We start from the raw sequence: 16,973 nt of genomic DNA on the forward strand, positions 1-16,973 counted from the left end.
GACTAAGTTTTTTAACTTAGTCTTATTTGAGAAAGGAAACAAATTATGGAAATCAAAAACCAACCTTCCACCAAACCACTTTTCTTAAAAGCAATGACGATTATCATTTTATTTTTTTTATTTTGGTTAGCAATTTATGTCTGGATTCATCATCAAACTTTAAGCACTACTGAGGAAAAAATAAACCAACACGAAGGGTTACTTAAACAACAAGAAGAGCAACCAAAAGATAAAAAACAAACTTTATTAGACAATGAAGGTAATAATCTTCCTACTAACACAAACCTCCAAGAAGAAGGAGTTATTTTTAATCCTTCCGACCCCCAAAAATTTATCGGTTTTGACAAATTAATTGGGTTTAAAGAAGAAAAAAAGGCAGTCCAAGGATTTATGGATTATTTAAAAAATCCTGAAAACTACCAAGGTATTGGACAAGTTGAACCACCCCTAGGAATTTTAATGTACGGCTGTCCTGGTACAGGTAAAACCACTCTAGCACGAGCCCTTGCTAAAGAAACTAATTTACCATTCTTTGAAGTAAATAGTTCCTTATTTTCCCAAAAATATAAAGGATTAGCACCGCAAATGGTGAAAGATTTATTTGAAGATGCAAGAATTGATGCCGAAGAATGTAATGGGGCGATCATCTTTTTAGATGAATGTGAAACTATTTTTACTGATTTAAGTATGTTAGAAGCAGGTTCAGAAATCGCCAATGTAGTAAATGCTTTTAAAACTGAAATGACTTCTATGAATAATAACCCTGATAAACCAATTTTCATTATTGGGGCAACAAATCAATATCATTTAATTGATGAAGCGATTAAATCACGTTTTACATACAACATCGAAGTAAAACCAGGAAATAAAGCCGAACGCCAACAAATGCTAGAATTCTTAATTAAGAAAAGAAAAAATCCTTATAGTGAAGAAGCAAAACAGTATTTATTTGAAGTCATTAACGAAGCTTTGGAAAGATTACCACAAAATCAACAATTCTTAAAAGCCAATCGTACTTTAGAAAACATCTTAAAAACAACTGTTTCCGTTTTTGCCGAAAACCGTGGTAAAGGTGAAAACAAAAGAAATGAAATTAACAAAGAAGACTTAAAACAGGCTTATCAATTGATTATTTCACCAGATACCACTTTATTAGACCAAATTGAAAATCAATTAAAACCGAAAGGAGGTGAATAAATATGATATCACCATTAGACGTTTTGAAAGGTTTTATAACCTTAAAATCTTATTTAACATGGTTTTTGCTTGCTACTACTGTTTTTGGTCTTTTTTGTTTCATCAAAAACAAATTTTCTCACAATCAAAAAACCACAACCCTAAAAAGTTATTTAATTTACTTTTTAATTATTCTTGGTCTATTCAGTTTTCTTTACTTATCTTTCTTCCATAAATCTGATAAATCTGAACCATCATCTAAATATACAGGTCAATTAATCGGAAAAATTGATGAAGAAATTAAAAAATACGATGAAATGATTAATAATTATCATGGTTTAAAAAAAGATTGGGAAAAGGAATTGGAAAAATGTGAAAGAGAACTAAAAGAGCTTCACGACGAAAAAGAATTAACCCAAGAAGCCAAAGATAAAATTAAAGATGTTTTAGAAAAAAACAAAACCAAAATTAAAGAAATAAAAGAAAATTTAGATAAAGATACCGCAAATATCACTATCTTAAAAGGCAAACTAATCCAATTAGAACAACAAAAAGAAGCCAAAGAAAAAGAAATGAAACAAAAACAAGAAGAAGAAAAATTAGCTTCTCCCGATGATAAAACTAGATTAAAAGCAGAAATTGAAAAACTCCAAGATGAAAAACAAAAAATAATTGAAGAAATCAGCGAAGTCAAACTTCAAATTGGTAAATTAGAAAATAAACAAGAAAAATACCAAAATATGTTATCTCGTGCTGAAAAATTTAAAAAAAGGTTAGAAGAACAATATAAAGATTTAACCGAAGGAGAAAAAAACTTATATAATAAAATTAAATCAGTCGAAGATCGCCGTGCCGAAATCCAAAAAAACATTGAGGAAGTCGAAGCAGAAAAAATCAAAATTGAAGTGCATATCAATCAATTAGAGGTTATCCGCCAAGCTGCCGAAAATTCAAAATCCTCTTTGGATGACTGGGATAAAAAACATGAATTAAGCTTTGGAAACTTTCGTGATGCTTTATTCCAAGGAGCCGAACTTTACTTGGATCATTATGGAGGCCGTGGCTTGTTAAAAGCATTAGACAGTGGTGTTTTTAAAAAAACAGCAAGCACCATCGCCAAAGCAAGTTTAGTCATTCACGAAGTCCACCGAGGAATTAAATTATTCAAAGAGCTTTTCCAAAATGAAGATGGCACTCCTAAAATGATGACTAAAGAAACTTATGACTCTATTTGTGCTCGTCTTGACCGCGATTCTGCTGAGGCCAAAGGTAATTTAAAAGACCTTCAAGAAAAATTAGATAATTTCAAAAACCGTCAAAATCAAGATAATTTAGCACAAGAATTAGAGCAATCTAGAGAAAAAGTTCGTGGAATAGAACGAAAAGAAGAATCAGTTATTAATGAATACGAAACCATCATCGATGAATTAAAAGATAAACAAAAAGAAGTTTCAGACACTGTTCCTTTGTTAAACAAGCAAGATAAATTAGAAGATAAATTAGAAAATACAAATGAAGCAATAAATACCAATAAAGAACAACTAAAAGAAATAAATCCGAGTTACGCTCGTGCTCAAAAACTTTTTGAAGAACGAAAAAGAGAGAGAAGAGATTTACTTTACAATAATCTTTTAAATAAAATTCCAAATGAATAATTATTTTCTCCAATCATTTTATTAATAAAATTGTATAATGGTGATAAGTGATATATTTGTTTATCACTATTATCAAGAAAGGTAAATAAATTATGAAGCAACCAAACTTTTTCCAAAAACATTTAGTAACTATTATTATCATTTCTTTAATCGGCATCGCAATTATCATATCAATTCAACGAGGATTTAATGATTATCAAAACGAAAAAAATTCTTTATCTCCTTTAGGACAAACTCCAGAAAAAGATTCCTTAGAACCCGAAACCACTCCAACTCCTTCCAGACCTAAACGTTCTACAGAACCCCCCCAACCGAAAATTAAAATCACTGATACTCGTTTAGAAAAAATTAAAACTTATCTTTTTATCGAACCTACTGACATTTCTAAATTACCATCGGATTTATCAAAGAGAGAACAAGAAGAAATCAATAAACTAAAAAATAGTTGGAAATTGAGTTTAGGTTATTTAAATCAAGAAAAAAGTGTTATCAACGAAGAACAAAAAGTTTGTGATGAACACCAATCTCAATTAATTTCTATTCAACCTCAAATAGAAGCTTTAAAACCAAAACAACAAAAACTAGAAAAACAACGCGACGAAAAACAACAAGAACTTGATAGATTAAAAAAAGATATAAAAGGTAACGAAGCAGAAATTGAAAAACTCCAAGATGAAAAACAAAAAATAATTGAAGAAATCAGCGAAGTCAAACTTCAAATTGGTAAATTAGAAAATAAACAAGAAAAATACCAAAATATGTTATCTCGTGCTGAAAAATTTAAAAAAAGGTTAGAAGAACAATATAAAGATGCTGAATTACAATATAAAAACAATATCTTATACTCTCTCAACTCCCTCTATGAAAACACACCAACTGAGGGATAAATAATAAATAAAAAAGGAGGTGAATAATTATGAAAAATAATAATCAAATCAACGTTTTTGATGTTGCAAATTATTTAATTAGCCAAACGGATACTAATAAATATAAAATTTCCAATATGAAAATTAATAAATTATTATATTACATTCAAGGTCATTATATAGCCCAAACAGGAAAAACACTTTTTCCAGAAAAAATTGAAGCATGGTTGTTTGGTCCTGTCATTTTAAATATTTACAGTGAATTTTTCAATTTTGTTGATAATCCAATTCCTAATGATTATGTTTGTAAAGGTGCTAGTAAAAACGAATTAACTACAGAAGCTAAAAAAATTATTGATAAAGTAATTAATAAATATTCTCCTTTCAGTGCCAGAGAATTAAGTGTTAAAACTCATGAAGAACTTCCATGGAAAGAGGCTTATAATCCTCGTAAAAAATGGCAAAATAACATCATTACTCACCAATTATTAGAAAAATTTTTTAAAGATAATATAATTTAATTGTGTAAGGGGTAAATTGCTGTTTGAAAAATTTAAATAAAGATAATTTTGAAGAAATTATCAAAACAATTCATAGTGTTTGTGTTAGTATTTCTAGAACTAAAAACTTAAGAAAAAATAACAATTCTAATCCACAAGACACTGAAGCTATTTATAGAGATAATATTTTTGTACAATTAAACAGTTATCCTTCTTCGTTCGAAAATTTCGTTAATTGTGAAGCCAACAATAATCATGGCAAAACAGATATTATAATACCTTTTAAAAATGAAAAAAAGTACATAGCAGAATGTGCTACTTTAAAAGAAAAAGATCGTGGTTATAAAATTGAAAAAAAATATGAACAACTAATTTATAATACAACAGAAAAAGATAACAAAATTTCATTAATTTTTTTTGTTTTAAAACGAGAATTTAAACCTAATCAAATTTTAGAAGAAATTGAAAAAATTATTAAAAAACAAAGCGATAATAATAATTTTCATAATAAACAAATAAAATATAAAAATAGTGATTGGATTATAAAAACAAGAGTAAAACGATTCCCTGAAATAGATTTTTATATTCATATTGGGGTTTATAATTTTTTTTATGATGAGAAATATTCTAAAATTCAAAAATAAATTCCTCTTTAACGCATTATTTTGCCCCTCTGGCTGCGATTAAATTACAATTAGGGTTATTACCCTAATTGTAATTTATACCCCCCTTAAATCCAGTTTAGCCTCTAAGTGACATTCAAAAAACCCTTTATATGGAAAAACCACCCCAAAATTGGAAATTCCGCATTATTGTGTAAAAAAATTTAATCCATGTCGTTTTGTTACAGACATTTTGTTTTTTTCGGCCTATATATATAATGGGTATGCTTCTAATAAGGTTAAACCCGTGAGTAAAACTAAACACCAATTCAAAAAGCCCTCCAAGGCTATTTTGAATTGGTTTGTGATTAGTAATGATTAATTCGGGTTTAACCTTATTAGAAACATAATCATTAATATTATTTATTTAAGATTAAATAAATAATATTAATGATACTAAATAAATATATTTTAAAATTCAGTTTTAATAAGTTATAATTATTTTTGTAATTAAATAAAAAAATATTAAGATAATTGGTGTTAATAATGCAAAAATTAAATAAAAAAATAAGATTATTACAAAATATGATTTCTCACATTCAAACTATTAATAAAAAAACTATTAATAAAAAAATAGTTTTTCAATTGGTGAAACAATTTTCTCAAGACCTGAATTTAACTACTATTTTAAAAACAATTTGTATCAATAGAAGTACTTATTACTATTGGCTAAAAATTGAAGAAAAGTTAAAATTAAAAGAAGAAAAACAATTGATTACATCAGAAAATACCACCCCCAAATCAAACATGCCTCTTTAACGCATTATTTTGCCCTTCTCGCTGTGATTAAATTACAATTAGGGTTATTACCCTAATTGTAATTTATACCCCCCTTAAATCCAGTTTAGCCTCTAAGTGACATTCAAAAACCCTTGTAAATACTTACTTTTAATTTTTACAATTTTGGAATAAACTAAAACGGATCATTTTTAAACCTAATTTATAACCACCCCTCAACTAGAGATGGGGGGGGTTTTATTTTTTATTATATAACAAAAACAGCCCAAAATAAAAAATTCCGCATTATTGTGTAAAAAAATTTAATCCATGTCGTTTTGTTACAGACATTTTGTTTTTTTCGGCCTATATATATAATGGGTATGCTTCTAATAAGGTTAAACCCGTGAGTAAAACTAAACACCAATTCAAAAAGCCCTCCAAGGCTATTTTGAATTGGTTTGTGATTAGTAATGATTAATTCGGGTTTAACCTTATTAGAAACATACTATAATAATTAATAATGTAAAGATAATATATATGGTTAATATATAAAGAAAGAAATAAAAACTATTTAAAAGTTTTTATTTCTTTCTTTATATTACATATACATATATTATCTTCCATTTATATATTAATTTAATAAATATATTTTAAAATTCAGTTTTAAAATATATTTTTGAGTTATAATTATTTTTGTAATTAAATAAAAAAATATTAAGATAATTGGTGTTAATAATGCAAAAATTAAAGCAAAAAATAAGATTATTACAAAATATGATTTCTCAGATTCAAATTATTAATAAAAAAATAGTTTTTCAATTGGTTAAACAATTTTCTCAAGACCTAAATTTAACTACCATTTTAAAAACAATTCGCATTAATCGAAGTACTTATTATTATTGGCTAAAAATTGAAGAAAAGTTAAAATTAAAACAAACAAAATATTTTTTACAACAAAAAAGAATTAAAGTTTTATGTTTACACCACCAATATTTTTACGGCCATCGTAAAATTACTGATTTATACCAAAAAACTTTCAACGAACCCATTACTAAGAAAAAAGTTTATCTTATCATGAAAGAAAATAATATTTGTTGTAAGTTGAGGCCTAAAAAAAATAAATATTATTATCATAAAAATTTAAAATCTAACCTCCAAGTTGCACCAAATTTAATCAATCAAGACTTTACCGCCTCCCAGCCTATGCAAAAATTATTCACCGACATTACTTATTTCCAAACTCCCCAAGGTTTTATCTATTTTTCTGCCATAATCGATTCTTTTAACAACCAAATCATCGCATCCCATACTTCGAATCGCCAAGATAAAGAATTAATTTTAAATACAATCAAAAAACTACCTCCATTAAAAGAACCTTGTGTTATCCATTCCGACCAAGGATTAGTTTATCAATCCCTAAAAGTACAACAAACCTTAACTAAAAAAAGGTTTTTAATCAGCATGTCCCGCAAAGCAACCCCGCGCGATAATGCCGTGATTGAGAACTTTTTTGGCCAGATGAAAAGTATTTTATTCAACCAGCATCCGTTTTTATTTCAACAAGTTCCATGCAAAATCAAAAAAATAATCAATCGATTCACTTCTTTTTGGAATCATAAATGGCTTTTAACTAAATTAAATACTTTATCGCCTTTAAAATATTCTCAATCTTTTAGATAAATATTTTAATTAATTAACGAATTCAACTGCAACCTTTTTAAAAGAGGTTATTTCACTGTACATTTTTTTAAGTAAAAAATTAAAAATTCCGCATTATTGTGTAAAAAAATTTAATCCATGTCGTTTTGTTACAGACATTTTGTTTTTTTCGGCCTATTTATATAGTGTAGGGATAAAAATTAAAAAAATATCTTTTGAAACTAGCAAATTATAAAAAAACATTAGACACTTTTTAAGTTTAATGAAATTGCTTTGTTAGTTTGAAAAGATATGAAATTATCTACTTAATTTTAAAGTCTTAAAGAGTAATTTATAAATAAAAAGTTGTATTAAAAAAAGGAACAGCGCACAGGCCTTTTGTCTTCTCTTGCATTATTTGCACGGTTCATTTGACTTAAAGCCACAATTGGAATATTAAGGTCACCTGCTAGTTTTTTTAATTTGCGTGAAATTTTAGATATTGCTTGGTATATATTTAAACTTTGGTCGTCTTTTAATAAATGGAGGTAATCAATAAAGACAATATCAAGTCCTTTAGTATATTTCATTTGAAGGCATTTGGTTTCAATATCTTCAATTTTGTTATCTCTATCATCATCAATTAAAATGTTTAATTGCGTGATTTCGTCATCAGCGATAAGTAATTGTAATTTGTCATTTTTAGTTAAGTTTTTGTGTATGAGTTGTTTTAAAGGGATTTGAGAAGCAGAAGAAAGTAGCCTAATTCCTAATTCTTCCGCTGCCATTTCTAAACTAAAAATAACTGCTTTTTGTTTTTTGGGATTGGTATTAAAGTTTTTTGCAATATTACAAGCCAAATTAAGCATAAAAGCAGTTTTTCCCATCGCAGTTTTTGCTCCTAAGATAATTAATTGGTTTGGTTTGAAACCAGAAATTAATTCATCTAGATTTTTAAAGCCTGTTTTTATTCCTACAAATTGGTTGGGGTTGTCATCATCGAAAATACTTTGGCGAATATCAGGAATTAATGTTTTTATAGAAATAAAAGGAGATTTAGTTTTTTGCATAAAACTTTCTAATTGGTTTTTGACTGCTTGCAAAAAATTATGAATATTTTTAGTTTTTGATAATGCGGTTGTTGATTGTTTGAAGAATCCTAACAAATCTCTTTCAAGGGATTTTTCTTTAATTAAATCAATGTATGTTTCTAAATATTCACTTGCAGGGGACGCCTCCACTAATTCAATTAAATAATCAATTCCTCCTATTTTGTATAAATTGTTATCTAAAACAGAACCAACTGTAACATAATCAATTTCGCGGTTTTGCAGTTTTAATTGCTTCATTGTCTCAAAGATACAACGATGCTTGGGGTTGGAAAAATTGTTTGTGTTAACTAAATTTATAACAGCATCTATTTTTTCTGGATTTAATAATAGTGCTCCCAATAATGCACGTTCGGCATCAATCATCTTTCAAACTCCTTTTTCTCAGTTTGGATACAAAAAAATCCAAATTGTTTATTTTAATTAATAAACAATTTGGATAAATTTGTTGTTCTCAACCAGTACCACTTTTTTGGGGCAGTCTAAATCTTCAATATTGTAAGTTTGGGAACTTTCTGGGAAAAAACGGATTCCATCATCAAAGTAAATAGCCTCTATTTGTTGTTGTTGAGGTGGTTCTAGTTCAGAAACTGGTTCACTAAAAACTAATTCTACTCCACCAATATCATATCCTATTTTATTCATATCAATAGAAGGTGTACAATAATATTTTCCTGGGGCCTTTTGTATGCTTTCTCCTCGTATGGTACATTCTTTAATTAATTCTCGAGTATCTCTATAAACTCGCATTAGGCTGAATTCTTCAATTTTCAAAAAATCAATCTTTGGAGTAAATATATATGTGAAAGGTTTATCAGACCAAAAAGTAAGAAAATCTATTTTTTTCATACTAGTTTTATGATTATATTTTTTTTGTGCTTGTAAAAGCCAATTTTTGATTTCATTATCTTTTTCATGGGTTGTGTAATTTATTGAAGGTAAAGGAACAACTAGACCAGTAGTTGGAGTAGTGTTGTAACAACCTAATTTAGTTGGTTTGGGTTCTTTGATGATTTTGTTTTTGATTAAGTATTCGTTTATCGCTTTTTCTTTATTGTCGCTTGCAAAGATATCTAGCTTGACGAAAGTTATATTGACATTTGTTTGAGTCGGTTGTTTGTTAGCATCCCAAAAGACAAAAGCTTCCTCAATAGCGATTTCGTATTTTAAAAGGTCATCTAAGGTGTATTCATCGTCATCTTGAGGATATTTCTCCTTAAAAGGGTTTTGCCTGGCTTTGAAAAAAGCACAGATTAATCCTGCAGGAGGATTTTTGAGTTCATAGCAGAAGAAATTTTTGGTATAAGGATTGTAGGTAGGGTTATCCAAACCATAATTAGAAGTTTTAATGTTGAAATATTTTAGGATTTCAGGGATACTTTCTTTGGATAAAACAGGAATGTCATATCTTTTCATTTTGGGTTGGGTCGCTAACCATTCTTGTTGGAGGGTTTCGTAATCTGCTAATTTAATTTTAGTTTTGTTTTGACTATGAAAAAAAGAAGAATTAGCATTGATGAAAGGGACAAAATTGAAGATAATAATTAATAACATAATTATTAATTTTTTAGATAAAGGGGATTTTAGTTATTTTTGACATTTTGAAAACCTCCTTTTTTTTGTGATTTGGGTACAAAAAATACCCCTCAACTAGAGGGGGGGTTATAAATTAGGTTTAAAAATGATCTGTTTTAGTTTATGCCAAAATTGTAAAAATTAAAAGTAGGTATTTACAAGGTTTTTTGAAGGTCACTTAAAGGCTAAATTGGATTTAAGGGGGTATAAATCAATCCCTAAGGTTAAAACATTAATTGTAATTAAATCACAGCGAGAGGGGCAAAATAATGCGTTAAAGAGGCATGTTTGATTTGGGGGATATTTTTTATAACTCAGTTGGTGTGATTTCATAGAGAGAGTTGAGAGAGTTTAAGATTTGATTTCTATATTCTTTTTCTAGCCTTTCATAGCTTTTTACGAAATCTTTTTTTAACATTTCAGCACCAGATAACATATCTTGGTAGTATTTTTGATCTGTTTCTAAATTTTTGATTTGAAGTTTGACTTCGCTGATTTCTTCAATTATTTTTTGTTTTTCATCTTGGAGTTTTTCAATTTCAGCTTGTAATAAATCATAATTTTCTTTTCTTTTTTTTCTAACTTCTTCGGTTTGATTAGGTAAATATTTAAATTGTTTCCAAACTTCTTGTTTTTTTATAATTTCTTTTTCTTTGGCTTCTTTTTGTTGTTCTAGTTTTTGTTGTTTTGGTTTTAAAGCTTCTATTTGAGGTTGAATAGAATTTAATTGAGATTGGTGTTCATCACAGACTTTTTGTTCTTCATCTATATCTGTTTGTGATTCTTTTAAATAACCTAAACTCAATCTCCAACTGTTTTTTAATTTATTGATTTCTTCTTGTTCTCTCTCTGATAAATTAGTAGGTAATAATGGAGGATTATCAGGTTCGGTAAAAAGATAATTTTTAATCTTTTCTAAACGAGCGGCAGTGGTTTTAATTTTCAGTTGTGAAGTTTCTTCCGTAGAACGTTTCATTCTTGAAGGATTTGTTGGGGTTTGTTCTAAAGGAGATAAATAATTTTTTTCGTTTTGATAATCATTAAATCCTTGATTAATGCCTATGATAATTGCTATTACGAAAAGTAAAATGATAATAATAGTTACTAAATGTTTTTGGAAAAAGTTTGGTTGCTTCATAATTTATTTACCTTTCTTGATAATGGTGATAAACAAATATATCACTTATCACCATTATACAATTTTATTAATAAAATAATTAGCTAAAATAATTATTTATTTAGAATCATAACTATTTCAGGGATTTTACCAACTCGTCTAGCTTGCAGGCGTTGTTGAGCGCGAGCGTAACTCGGATTTTTTTGTTTTAGTTGTTCTTTTAAAACATTGATGTCTTCAATTTTGGTTTCTAATGTTTCTTCTAATTTATCTTGTTTGTTTAACAAAGGAACAGTATCTGAAACTTTATTGTGTTGTTTTTCTAATTCACCGATGATTTTTTTATATTCATCAATCCAAGAATTAAAATCTTTTTTTATATCTTTATTTAATTCTTCAGACTTTTTGGTTTCTTCCTTTAAATTATCTTCATTTTGACGGAGTTTATAATCACCTAATTTTTTTTCGTAATCTTTGTAGTCGGCATCAAGTTTGGCTAAATCACGGTCGATGTCTTTAGTATACATTTCTAAAGCTTCATTGGTAATCATTGGTGGATGTTCTTTATTTTCATTAGCTACTTCATTATACATGTGCCATAAACGGTGGCCTTCGTGAAGAACTAAAGTAGCTTTTGACATACCTTGAGCGAACTTACGCGTAACACTTATTGTTTTATCTAAAGTTTTGAGAACCATTCTTCCAGGGATTAAGTCAGTAACTTTATCAAAACCTTTGAAGACCCATTTGGCAATATTTCCTGCTGATGCTTCATGTTCTTTTTCGTAAGTTATCATGCGGTTATACATTTCTCGATATTTTAATTTTAGGGATTGATATAATTCTTTTTCGAGTTTGATTTCTTCAAGTTTTTTATTGACTTCATCAATTTCTTTTTGGATTTCAGCACGGCGATCTTCGATTGATTGGATTTGGTTGAATAGTGATTTTTCATCATCAGTTAAAGTTTGAAATCTTTTTTGTAAATCTTTTTTTAACATTTCAGCACCAGATAACATATCTTGGTAGTATTTTTGATCTGTTTCTAAATTTTTGATTTGAAGTTTGACTTCGCTGATTTCTTCAATTATTTTTTGTTTTTCATCTTGGAGTTTTTCAATTTCAGCTTGTAATCTAATTTTATCATCTGGAGAAGCTAGATTAAATTGTTCTTCTTGTTTTTGTTTAATTTCTTTTTCTTTGGCTTCTTCTTGTTGTTCTAATTGGATTAGTTTGCCTTTTAAGATAGTGATATTTTCGGTATTTTTATCTAAATTTTCTTTTATTTCTTTAATTTTTGTTTCATTGTTATTCAGAGACTCTTTGATTTTATCTTTGGCTTTTTGGGTTGTTTCTTGGAGTTCGTAAAGTTCTTTTAATTCCGCTTCACAATTTTGTAATTCCTTTTCCCAATCTTTTTTTAAACCATGATAATTGTTAATGGTTTCATCGTATTTGTCAATGGCTTTATCAATTTTTTCGATTAATTGGCCTGTGTATTTACTTGATGGTTCAGTTTTATGAAAGAAAGATAAGTAAAGAAAACTGAATAGGGTAAGAATAATTAAAAAAGGAATTAAATAACTTTTTAGGGTTGTGGTTTTTTGATTGTGAGAAGATTTGTTTTTGATGAAACAAAAAAGGCCAAAAACAGTAGTAGCAAGCAAAAACCATGTTAAATAAGATTTTAAGTTAATAAAACCTTTCAGAACGTCTAATGGTGATATCATATTTATTCACCTCCTTTCGGGGTTGGATTGTTTTCAATTTGATCTAATAAACTGGTATCTGGTGAAATAATCAATTGATAAGCCTGTTTTAAATCTTCTTTGTTAATTTCACTTCTTTTGTTTTCACCTTTACCACGGTTTTTAGCAAAAATACTAACAGTGGTTTTTAACAGGTTTTCTAAAGTACGATTGGCTTTTAAGAATTGTTGATTTTGTGGTAATCTTTCCAAAGCTTCGTTAATTACTTCAAATAAATACTGTTTTGCTTCTTCACTATAAGGGTTTTTTCTTTTCTTCATTAAGAATTCTAACATTTGTTGACGTTCGGCTTTATTTCCTGGTTTTACTTCAATGTTGTACGTAAAACGGGATTTAATTGCTTCATCAATTAAATGATATTGATTTGTTGCCCCGATGATGAAAATTGGTTTATCAGGGTTATTATCTATGGAAGTCATTTCGGTTTTGAATTGGTTAACAACGTTAGCTATTTCTGAACCTGCTTCTAACATGCTTAAATCAGTAAAAATAGTTTCACATTCATCTAAAAAAATGATCGCCCCATTACATTCTTCGGCAACAATTCTTGCATCAGTGAATAAATCTTTTACCATTTGCGGTGCTAATCCTTTATACTTTTGGGAAAATAAGGAACTATTTACTTCAAAGAATGGTAAATTAGTTTCTTTGGCAAGCGCTCGTGCTAAGGTAGTTTTACCTGTACCAGGAACTCCATACATTAAAATTCCTAGGGGTGGTTCAACTTGTCCGATACCTTGGTAGTTTTCAGGATTTTTTAAATAATTAATAAATCCTTGAACTGCTTTTAATTCTTCTTTAAACCAAATTAATTTGTCAAAACCTATAAATTTTTGGGGGTCAGAAGGTTTAAAAACAACTCCTTCTTTTTGGATAATTGTGTTAGTAGAAAGATTGTTATTATCTAATAAAGTTTGTGTTTTATCTTTGGGTATTTCTTCTTGTTGTTTAAGTAACCCTTCGTGTTGGTTTATTTTTTCCTCAGTGATGATTAAAGTTTGGTGATGAATCCAGACATAAGTTGCTAACCAAAATAAAAAAAATAAAATGACAATCGTCATTACTTTTAAGAGAAGTGGTTGTGTTGGGGTTTTGGTTTTCATAATTAATTTCCTTTCTCAAATAAGACTAAGTTTTTTAACTTAGTCTTATTTCTTTTAATTAAGCTAAATTTTTGATTTTGTTTTCAATAGTTGAACTACCACCGCTCAACGCATTTCCATCTTTATCGACTAATTCATAGTTAAGAATTAAAGTTAGATTTGGGTTTTTTGTTTGAATAAAGTTGTTTTGTTCTAATTTAATTTGAATATTGATATTGCCTCTGCCGTCATTATTGATAACCATTTGTTGACGTTTGGTGTTATCATAAGTTGTGTTATTATTTTTAACTTCTAAATTAAAGAGTGTTTCAGGATTAGAAAAAGTGTTATGAGTGTCATATTTTGGTGTTATTTTAAGGTATAAAGGAACACTAACGTCCAATCCATTTGAGTTTAGAAGAACTTGGTGATTAATGGTAACTACATGATGATATTTGTTTGGATTTAAATTAGGTAGTGGTAAAGGGATAAGGGTTTTATCTTCATTGTTACCGCTTATTCTATTTACTTCAAATAAAGGGGCATCGTTTTCGCTCATTAATTTAATTTTTTCTTGTTTTTGACGTGAGAAATAATTATTAATAGCCACAATAGAACTAATGGCAAAAAAAGAACAAATTAAAATTGTAAGAACAGTAATTATTTTGTTTTTAGTTTTGTTATTTGGTTTTTGGTTTTTTTTCATGATTATTTACCTCCTAAGGTTGATTTAATGATAGCAATTAAATTATTTATACCTGTGGTTAACCAAGGGATTTGGTTTTGGTAATAAATAACATTGACAAGTATAATAAAATTAAAAATGATTGTTAAATTTATAAATGTTTTAAATAAATTGCCTTTGTTGTTATTGGAAGTTGTTTGAGTTGGTTGTTTTTTTGGGGTGGTTGGTACTTTTACTACCGTTGTTTTGTTTGGTAGTGTTTGTTTTGAATTTAGTACTTTTTTATTTTTTAATTCGGTTGATTTTTTATTTGTTTTTTTCTTTTTTATTACTTTTTAATCATTGTTTTTTCTCCTTTGTATTAATTATTTATTTTTTTGTAATTTTCTAAATCATCCTTTTCTTTTGATTCATTATTTGGTTTGGGAAGAATTGAAGATGATTTAGGGGTTTTAAATTCTTTTTGTGTTTCAGATTTATTATTGATTTCTGGTAATGGAAGAAAATTAAAAAAGATTTTTTTAATGATAAACATTAAAGCAGTTGTGAATAGGGCGCCAACAATAAATCCGATGGCGAAATTTAGATCATTCATTTTCATCCTCCTTTTTAATAATTCGGTTGATATTTTGCGATTTTAATTGTTTTTTTCTTGCTTTTTTCTCTTGCCAATGAGAAACTTTAACTCTTTGAACCATAATTTGGGATTGGAGTTTTTCTTGGTTTTCATTGATTTTATCTAGTTTTTTTAATAATTGTTTTTCTAAATATTCTTGTTTGGCGTTTTGGATTTCTAATTTTTGTAGTTTTTTGTTGGGGAAAAAGATACCCAAAATTAAATCTTTGAAGAAATTTAAAGTGTTTGCAATTAATTTAAAAATTGGTTTGAACCCAAAAACAATAAGAATAGTGAAAAGTGTTGTTTGGATTCCATCCATTCTTCGTTCAAGAATTTCAGTAGTTGTAAATCCTTTGGTATAATTTAGAATAAAATTGCTAATTGTTGCAAATATTGAAAATAACCACATATTTTTTTACCTTTCTTAATAATCTTTAATAACTTTTCTTCGTTTTTTTAAACGATTTCTTTTTGTTTTTAAAAGTTTTATTGGGGCGGTCTAAATTAAGCCATTGCCCTTTTGGTTGATTATATTTATTAGTTTTTTTCTTGGATTGGGAATTGCGGGATTTGAAATAAGTCCCATTAAATGCTTCTGACATGCCGTCGCTCATATTATTCATTCTCCTTATTATTTTTATTAATCTTTTTATCTAATTCATCAAGTTTTTCTATTGATTCATCCAGTTTTTTATGTGTTTTATTGAATCGTTCTTGGGTTTGGTTTCTTGTATCATTAACTTCATCGAGAACTTTATTTTGGGATAAACCAATTTGACGAGTTAATAAATAAGTAGTCATTTTGGTTTGTGGCTATTCCACAGAAATAATGCGGTTTTAAATGGTTAACGTTAAAAATTAAAATTTCTGAATGAAAAACAACGTTTTCAAAAACGTCTTTGGGAAGACTAATAATAGAAGAGATTTCGGGATATTCTTGATTTAAAAATTTCTGTAATCGCTTGCTATTTAGTGATTGATTAAGTCTGAATCCATAAGGAGTAAATAAAACAATTGGGATATCTTTACCAAAAAGTTCAATTATTTTACTTAACCACAACTCAGGCAACAAAGGACGACCACCATATTTTTCCTTAACGTAGTTTTTAGTTTTAAAATCCAAATTAAAGGGTGGGTTTGTAATTACCAAGGATATTTTTTGTGTATTTAAATCCTTTTGGGTTAATTCTAAAAAGTTGTTATGAATTAAATTAGGGAAGGTTGTTTTTTCTATATCAACCCCTAAAACATCAAATCCTTTTTGTTGCCAAGGTAGTAATAAAGAACCTTCACCAACACAAGGGTCAAGGATTAAACCGCGTTGGATTTGAGGTGATAAAATATTATATAAAAATTGCGATACCCAACTGGGAGTATAAATAGTGGCTTTTTTTTCATTTTTGAAAAAATTATTTCTATCAACTCGATACATTTTTTTATTTTTCCTTTTCTTTTTTTATTTTAATTTAAGGTTTTTAACTCCATCTTTGAGGGTTTTTGATAGTTTGAAATTTACCACAGTTTTTGCAGGGATTTTTAGTTTTTTACCTGTTTGAGGATTTCGTCCTAAACGGGCTTTTTGGCTTTTTAAAATGAATTTACCAAGTTGGGGGGATAAAACTACCTCTTCGTTTGATGTGATTGCTTCAATTAAAGCATTTTCAAACGAGTTGTAAAAATCTTGCGTTTGAGTAACTGAAGTGTTATTCATTACTGCGATGTTTTTGATTAATTCTTTTTTTGTCATTTGATTTCTCCTTTTTTATAATATATTTTTTTTGATTAAAGTTTTGATTATTT

17 protein-coding genes and 2 pseudogenes are annotated in these 16,973 nt (G+C 27.9%); 7 read left to right on the plus strand and 12 right to left on the minus strand.

Annotation, left to right across the window (positions count from 1 at the left end):
• Positions 1 to 45: 45 nt before the first annotated feature.
• From SLY_RS02935 to SLY_RS02965, 7 genes and pseudogenes are all read left to right on the plus strand, one after another.
• Complete coding sequence (locus SLY_RS02935; RefSeq protein ID WP_015638116.1) at positions 46 to 1,197, plus strand: AAA family ATPase; 1,152 nt, start codon at positions 46 to 48, stop codon at positions 1,195 to 1,197.
• A 2-nt stretch (positions 1,198 to 1,199) separates the two neighbouring features.
• Positions 1,200 to 2,831 (plus strand): coiled-coil domain-containing protein, encoded by a 1,632-nt coding sequence (locus tag SLY_RS02940; RefSeq protein WP_015638117.1) that lies wholly within the window; start codon positions 1,200 to 1,202, stop codon positions 2,829 to 2,831.
• A 92-nt stretch (positions 2,832 to 2,923) separates the two neighbouring features.
• The gene (locus SLY_RS02945; protein ID WP_015638118.1) at positions 2,924 to 3,718 is read left to right on the plus strand and encodes a hypothetical protein; all 795 of its coding nucleotides are present in this window, start codon (positions 2,924 to 2,926) and stop codon (positions 3,716 to 3,718) included.
• Between the two features lie 29 nt (positions 3,719 to 3,747).
• Positions 3,748 to 4,218, plus strand: coding sequence for a Panacea domain-containing protein (locus tag SLY_RS02950; protein WP_012359118.1), 471 nt, complete (start codon positions 3,748 to 3,750; stop codon positions 4,216 to 4,218).
• A gap of 23 nt (positions 4,219 to 4,241) precedes the next feature.
• Positions 4,242 to 4,841 carry a hypothetical protein gene (locus tag SLY_RS02955; protein ID WP_015638119.1) on the plus strand — a complete coding sequence of 200 codons (600 nt, stop codon included), beginning with the start codon at positions 4,242 to 4,244 and terminating at the stop codon, positions 4,839 to 4,841.
• 492 nt (positions 4,842 to 5,333) lie between these two features.
• Positions 5,334 to 5,576: pseudogene (locus SLY_RS02960) on the plus strand (transposase); the annotation flags it as partial.
• A 738-nt stretch (positions 5,577 to 6,314) separates the two neighbouring features.
• Positions 6,315 to 7,259 carry an IS3 family transposase gene (locus tag SLY_RS02965; RefSeq protein WP_041784363.1) on the plus strand — a complete coding sequence of 315 codons (945 nt, stop codon included), beginning with the start codon at positions 6,315 to 6,317 and terminating at the stop codon, positions 7,257 to 7,259.
• A gap of 329 nt (positions 7,260 to 7,588) precedes the next feature.
• On the opposite strand, the gene SLY_RS02970 is transcribed toward SLY_RS02965, so the two are convergent.
• The 12 genes and pseudogenes from SLY_RS02970 to SLY_RS03025 form a co-directional block, all read right to left on the minus strand.
• The gene (locus SLY_RS02970) at positions 7,589 to 8,692 is read right to left on the minus strand and encodes a replicative DNA helicase (protein WP_015638122.1); all 1,104 of its coding nucleotides are present in this window, start codon (positions 8,690 to 8,692) and stop codon (positions 7,589 to 7,591) included.
• A 570-nt stretch (positions 8,693 to 9,262) separates the two neighbouring features.
• A pseudogene (locus SLY_RS05305) lies at positions 9,263 to 9,880 on the minus strand (hypothetical protein); the annotation flags it as partial.
• Positions 9,881 to 10,208: 328 nt separating this feature from the next.
• Positions 10,209 to 11,039, minus strand: a complete 831-nt coding sequence (locus SLY_RS02980) for a coiled-coil domain-containing protein (protein WP_015638124.1) — start codon at positions 11,037 to 11,039, stop codon at positions 10,209 to 10,211.
• Between the two features lie 92 nt (positions 11,040 to 11,131).
• Positions 11,132 to 12,748: a DNA double-strand break repair Rad50 ATPase gene (locus SLY_RS02985; protein ID WP_015638125.1), complete on the minus strand. Its 1,617-nt coding sequence runs from the start codon at positions 12,746 to 12,748 to the stop codon at positions 11,132 to 11,134.
• Between the two features lie 2 nt (positions 12,749 to 12,750).
• On the minus strand, positions 12,751 to 13,848 hold the full coding sequence (locus tag SLY_RS02990; RefSeq protein ID WP_015638126.1) for an AAA family ATPase: 1,098 nt from the start codon (positions 13,846 to 13,848) through the stop codon (positions 12,751 to 12,753).
• A gap of 100 nt (positions 13,849 to 13,948) precedes the next feature.
• Positions 13,949 to 14,575 carry a hypothetical protein gene (locus tag SLY_RS02995; protein WP_015637674.1) on the minus strand — a complete coding sequence of 209 codons (627 nt, stop codon included), beginning with the start codon at positions 14,573 to 14,575 and terminating at the stop codon, positions 13,949 to 13,951.
• Between the two features lie 340 nt (positions 14,576 to 14,915).
• Positions 14,916 to 15,149 (minus strand): hypothetical protein, encoded by a 234-nt coding sequence (locus SLY_RS03000; protein ID WP_015637675.1) that lies wholly within the window; start codon positions 15,147 to 15,149, stop codon positions 14,916 to 14,918.
• On the minus strand, positions 15,142 to 15,582 hold the full coding sequence (locus tag SLY_RS03005) for a hypothetical protein (protein WP_015637629.1): 441 nt from the start codon (positions 15,580 to 15,582) through the stop codon (positions 15,142 to 15,144). The genes SLY_RS03000 and SLY_RS03005 overlap by 8 nt, the downstream gene beginning before the upstream one ends.
• Before the next feature lie 25 nt (positions 15,583 to 15,607).
• Positions 15,608 to 15,796, minus strand: a complete 189-nt coding sequence (locus SLY_RS03010; RefSeq protein WP_015637628.1) for a hypothetical protein — start codon at positions 15,794 to 15,796, stop codon at positions 15,608 to 15,610.
• Entirely contained in the window at positions 15,789 to 15,974 is a 186-nt protein-coding gene (locus SLY_RS03015; RefSeq protein WP_015637627.1) for a hypothetical protein, read from the minus strand. Before SLY_RS03015 ends, SLY_RS03010 begins: the two co-directional genes overlap by 8 nt.
• Positions 15,928 to 16,605 carry an N-6 DNA methylase gene (locus tag SLY_RS03020; RefSeq protein ID WP_012358681.1) on the minus strand — a complete coding sequence of 226 codons (678 nt, stop codon included), beginning with the start codon at positions 16,603 to 16,605 and terminating at the stop codon, positions 15,928 to 15,930. Before SLY_RS03020 ends, SLY_RS03015 begins: the two co-directional genes overlap by 47 nt.
• Before the next feature lie 24 nt (positions 16,606 to 16,629).
• Positions 16,630 to 16,920: an HU family DNA-binding protein gene (locus tag SLY_RS03025; RefSeq protein ID WP_015637626.1), complete on the minus strand. Its 291-nt coding sequence runs from the start codon at positions 16,918 to 16,920 to the stop codon at positions 16,630 to 16,632.
• Between the last annotated feature and the right edge of the window lie 53 nt (positions 16,921 to 16,973).

The sequence above is a fragment of the Strawberry lethal yellows phytoplasma (CPA) str. NZSb11 genome (assembly GCF_000397185.1).
GTDB classification, from domain to species: domain Bacteria; phylum Bacillota_I; class Bacilli_A; order Acholeplasmatales; family Acholeplasmataceae; genus Phytoplasma; species Phytoplasma australiense.